This window comes from Pseudomonas sp. FW305-28 (assembly GCF_017351395.1).
Classification (GTDB): domain Bacteria; phylum Pseudomonadota; class Gammaproteobacteria; order Pseudomonadales; family Pseudomonadaceae; genus Aquipseudomonas; species Aquipseudomonas fluorescens_AA.
The window spans coordinates 1-3,847 of sequence record NZ_JACNDD010000267.1 but is presented as its reverse complement, the minus strand read 5'-3'; the positions used below and the strand labels follow the sequence as shown (position 1 = coordinate 3,847).

Genomic DNA, 3,847 nt, shown 5'->3' with positions numbered 1-3,847 from the left:
ACCAGGGTGTTCAAGATCATCCAACAACCCCGGGCCGCTTGGCGTCCAGCCCAGCAAGGCACGGGTGTATTCGCTGGACACCGCCATGTTCGCCCCCGCCATGTGGGCGAACCAGCCGAAATGCTCGCGCTCCCGGGATTCGACCGGCAACCCCAGGCCACGACCGATCGCCTGGGCAATGTCCTTGAACGGCACGGCCTCGTCGGCGACGGCGTGGTAGACGGATTGCGTCACCCCCTGCTCCAAGGCAAGCCGATAAACCCGCGCGGCATCCTGTCGATGCACACCCGACCAGCAATGGCTGCCGTCGCCTGGGTAAGCCGATACGCCGCTTTCCCGGGCAAGGCGAATCAGGATCGGCACGAAGCCATGGTCGCCGAGGCCATGGACCGAGGGCGCCAGCCGCACCGTCGCCACTCGCACCCCACGCTCGGCCAGGTCCCGGGCGGCGGCTTCGGACTTGCGGGGCGAGGCCGGGCTCACCACTTCCAGTTCACTCGCGCCCCGCGTCAATCCAAACAGGCCCGACGTCACCAGCAACGGCCGGTCGGAGCCGCGCAACGCATCGCCCAACGTTTCGATGGCGCGGCGGTCCTGCTGGGCATTTTCGGCAAATCGCGAGAAGTCATGATTGAACGCCGTGTGGATCACCGCGTCCGCCGCCGAGGCTGCGCTGTGCAAGATCTCGAGATCATCCAACGTGCCTGAAATCACCTTCGCGCCTGTCGCAGCCAGTGTCGCGCCTTTTTCTTCGCATCGAGCCAGGCCCGTGACCCGATGCCCGGCGGCGATCAGATCCTGTACCACGGACGCCCCAACCCAGCCCGTGGCACCGGTAACGAATACGTGCATATGCAACGCTCCTGTTCTAAAAAAACGAGACCGAAAATCTTCTATAACCCAGCGAAGACTCAGGATTTGTATTGAACTTGTGCTTGCCGTCCTCTGAGCAGCATCAAGGCCACCCCGAAAGACAGCCCAACGGCAATGGCGCCGCCCAGGTAAACCGCACCGATGCCCCAGCCACTGGCCAACAAACCGGCCAGCGGACTGGTGATGCCCAGGGAAATATCAAGAAACGCGACGTAGGCCCCCATGGCGAGACCGCGTGCCTGCGGTGGCGCACGCCGTACCGCTTCCACGCCGAAGCCGGGAAACGCCAGGGAGTAACCGAAGCCGGTGAAAGCCGCGCCCACATAAGCCATGGTCGCGGTGTCCGCGCTCCAGATCAGCAGCAACCCAACGGTTTCGATCAATACGCAGACCAGGGCGACGCGAGCGCCGCCAATCTTGTCCGGAAGGTGCCCGAAAAGCAGGCGCGCAGCGATGAAAGCCACACCGAACGCCGTGAACGCCAAGGAAGCGTTGCCCCAATCCCTGGCCGCGAACAACAGGGCAATGAACGCCGTGAGGACACCAAAGCCGACACTGCAAAACGCCAACCCCATGCCGGGAACCCATACAGCACCGAGCATCGTGTAGAACGGTGTACGCCGGGTCGCCGTAGGGGCGACAGCGCGCACGCCCGCGACAATCGGCAAGGCCAGCAGCGGAATGAACATCGAGGCCATGGCAATGCCGGTGAACCCCCAGGCGCCGTTGAGCACCACGCCGAGCGGAGCACCCAGTGCGTAGGCCCCGTACATGGCGATGCCGTTCCAGGCCATGACCTTGCCGGCATGCTGCGCACCCACCAGGCCGATGCCCCACCCCAGCGCACCGGTGACAATGAGGCTTTCGCCAATTGCCAGCAGCACCCGACCGCCGGACAAGAGCCAGACCGACATGACCGGCGCGGCAACGAACGCCAGAGAAAGCAGATAAACCAGCCCTGAAACCGCGGCTGTCACCAACCCGGTCATGACCGCGCGTTTGCCACCGCGCATATCGGCAAAATTGCCGGCCCAGGCCCGTGACAACAGCGCCGCGGCGAACTGTGCCCCGATCACCAGGCCAATCACCAGCGTGCCCATGCCCAGCGTGTCATGCAGATGGAGGGGCAAGACGGGCAGTTGCATGCCGATCGTGAGAAAACCGATGAATACGGTCAATGTGAGCGGCAACAGCTTGAGTGCCGGATGGGCCTCGACGGCTGCCTGAGGCGCCGAAGAAGCGCCGAGATGAATATTGTCTTGTGTCATAACCCTACCCACGGAAAGGATGCGATGTGACGTTGAACGCTGCCTGCGGAGGCGACTAGAATGCGATCAATTCGTCGCATTCAAGATACGAATAATCCGTCGCATTTCCTATTCGCATTCCCTGCCGAGGTTCAAGCCCACATGTCCGAACGCCCAAGCCCGCAGATTTCCTCGCGTAAACAGCCGAAACAGGCACGCTCCACCGAGCTCGTCGCCGCGGTTCTGGAAGCGGCTGTTCAGGTTCTGGCGACCCAGGGCGCGGCACGTTTCACGGTGGCCCGGGTTGCCGAGCGGGCGGGCGTCAGCGTCGGTTCGGTGTATCAATACTTTCCGAACAAAGCGGCGATCCTGTTCCGCCTGCAAAGTGATGAATGGCGGCAAACCAGCGACATGCTGCGCGAGATTCTTGAAGACACCCTCAAGCCGCCCTTCGAGCGCCTGCGTACCCTGGTGCAGGCGTTCATCCAGTCCGAATGTGACGAAGCCCAGATACGCGTCGCCCTCAACGACGCCGCCCCGCTCTACCGCGACGCTCCCGAGCACCAGGCCGCGCGGATGTCGGTGCAACAGTCGGTGGACGCTTTCATGCTGCAAGCATTGCCAGACGCCCCGGCCCAAACCCGCACCCTGGCAGGTGACCTGGTCATCAGCACGCTCAGTGCCGTGGGTAAGCGCTTTTCATCAGCGCCCCGCTCTCCCGTGGACGTTGCCATCTACAGCGACGCCATGGCCGATATGTTCTGCGCCTACCTGGGAAGTTTGCAGCGACGCCCCTTTGAGACCGCTGTCTGCTGACGGTTCGTCAGCCATGCTCCAGTGACAGCCTGCCAACACTTTTACTACACTCCCCGATCTTGTTTCCCTCCGCTACGAGACGTCCCCTCACAATGAAAACCATAACAAGCTCGATGACGTTCTGTGGCCTGTTGGCGCTCTCTTGCGGCGCCTTGGCCGAACCGGCACCTTCGCTGCTGGACCAGGTCCTGCAACGCGGCGAACTGAAGGTGTGCACCACCGGCGACTACAAGCCCTATACCTTTAAAACCGAAGCAGGCGAATACGAAGGCATCGACATCGACATGGCGCGCTCCCTGGCCGCCAGCCTCGGCGTCAAGGTGCAATGGGTGCAGACCACCTGGAAAACCCTGATCCCGGATATGGTTGCAGGCCAATGCGACATCGGCATGGGTGGGATTTCGGTGACGCTGGAGCGTCAGAAGAAAGCCTATTTCAGCACCACCCTGGACGTGGACGGCAAGATCCCCCTGGTGCGTTGCGAAGACAAGGAGCGTTACCAGACCCTCGAGCAGATGAACCAGCCTTCGGTACGCCTTGTCGAGCCGGCCGGCGGCACCAACGAAGCCTTCGTCCGGGCATTCCTCCCCAACGGCCAGCTCAGCTTCCATGACAACGTGACCATCTTCCAGCAACTGCTGGACAAGAAAGCCGACGTGATGATTACCGATGCCTCGGAAGCGCTCTACCAGCAAAAACTCAAGCCCGGCCTGTGCGCCGTCAACCCGACCCGCTACCTGCAATATGGCGAGAAGGCCTACCTGCTGCCACGGGATGACAACACCTGGAAGATGTACGTGGATCAGTGGCTGCACCTGAGCAAGGCCAATGGCAGCTACCAGAAGGTGATTGGCCAATGGCTGGCCGTTCCAGCCGCCCAGTAACCATTGGCTGCCCCCCCTGTGGGAGCG

The 3,847-nt window shown here is 62.4% G+C and carries 4 protein-coding genes; 2 read left to right on the top strand and 2 right to left on the bottom strand.

What is annotated here, in order from left to right; genetic code table 11:
- Positions 1 to 852 (bottom strand): SDR family oxidoreductase (locus J4E53_RS30095; protein WP_207268279.1); only part of this gene is annotated, 852 nt, incomplete at its 3' end.
- Positions 853 to 911: 59 nt separating this feature from the next.
- Positions 912 to 2,141, bottom strand: coding sequence for an arabinose transporter (locus tag J4E53_RS30090; RefSeq protein WP_103311257.1), 1,230 nt, complete (start codon positions 2,139 to 2,141; stop codon positions 912 to 914).
- A 141-nt stretch (positions 2,142 to 2,282) separates the two neighbouring features.
- Between J4E53_RS30090 and J4E53_RS30085 the strand changes: the two genes are divergently transcribed.
- Together J4E53_RS30085 and J4E53_RS30080 are read left to right on the top strand one after the other, a co-directional pair.
- Positions 2,283 to 2,936: a TetR family transcriptional regulator gene (locus tag J4E53_RS30085; RefSeq protein ID WP_103311259.1), complete on the top strand. Its 654-nt coding sequence runs from the start codon at positions 2,283 to 2,285 to the stop codon at positions 2,934 to 2,936.
- Between the two features lie 92 nt (positions 2,937 to 3,028).
- Positions 3,029 to 3,820, top strand: a complete 792-nt coding sequence (locus J4E53_RS30080; RefSeq protein WP_103311261.1) for a transporter substrate-binding domain-containing protein — start codon at positions 3,029 to 3,031, stop codon at positions 3,818 to 3,820.
- Positions 3,821 to 3,847 lie beyond the last annotated feature (27 nt).

Excerpts from the sequence above, each read along its gene's own strand:
- J4E53_RS30090 (WP_103311257.1), bottom strand. The coding sequence starts at position 2,141 with ATGACACAAGACAATATTCATCTCGGCGCTTCTTCGGCGCCTCAGGCA.
- J4E53_RS30085 (WP_103311259.1), top strand. The coding sequence starts at position 2,283 with ATGTCCGAACGCCCAAGCCCGCAGATTTCCTCGCGTAAACAGCCGAAA.
- J4E53_RS30080 (WP_103311261.1), top strand. The coding sequence starts at position 3,029 with ATGAAAACCATAACAAGCTCGATGACGTTCTGTGGCCTGTTGGCGCTC.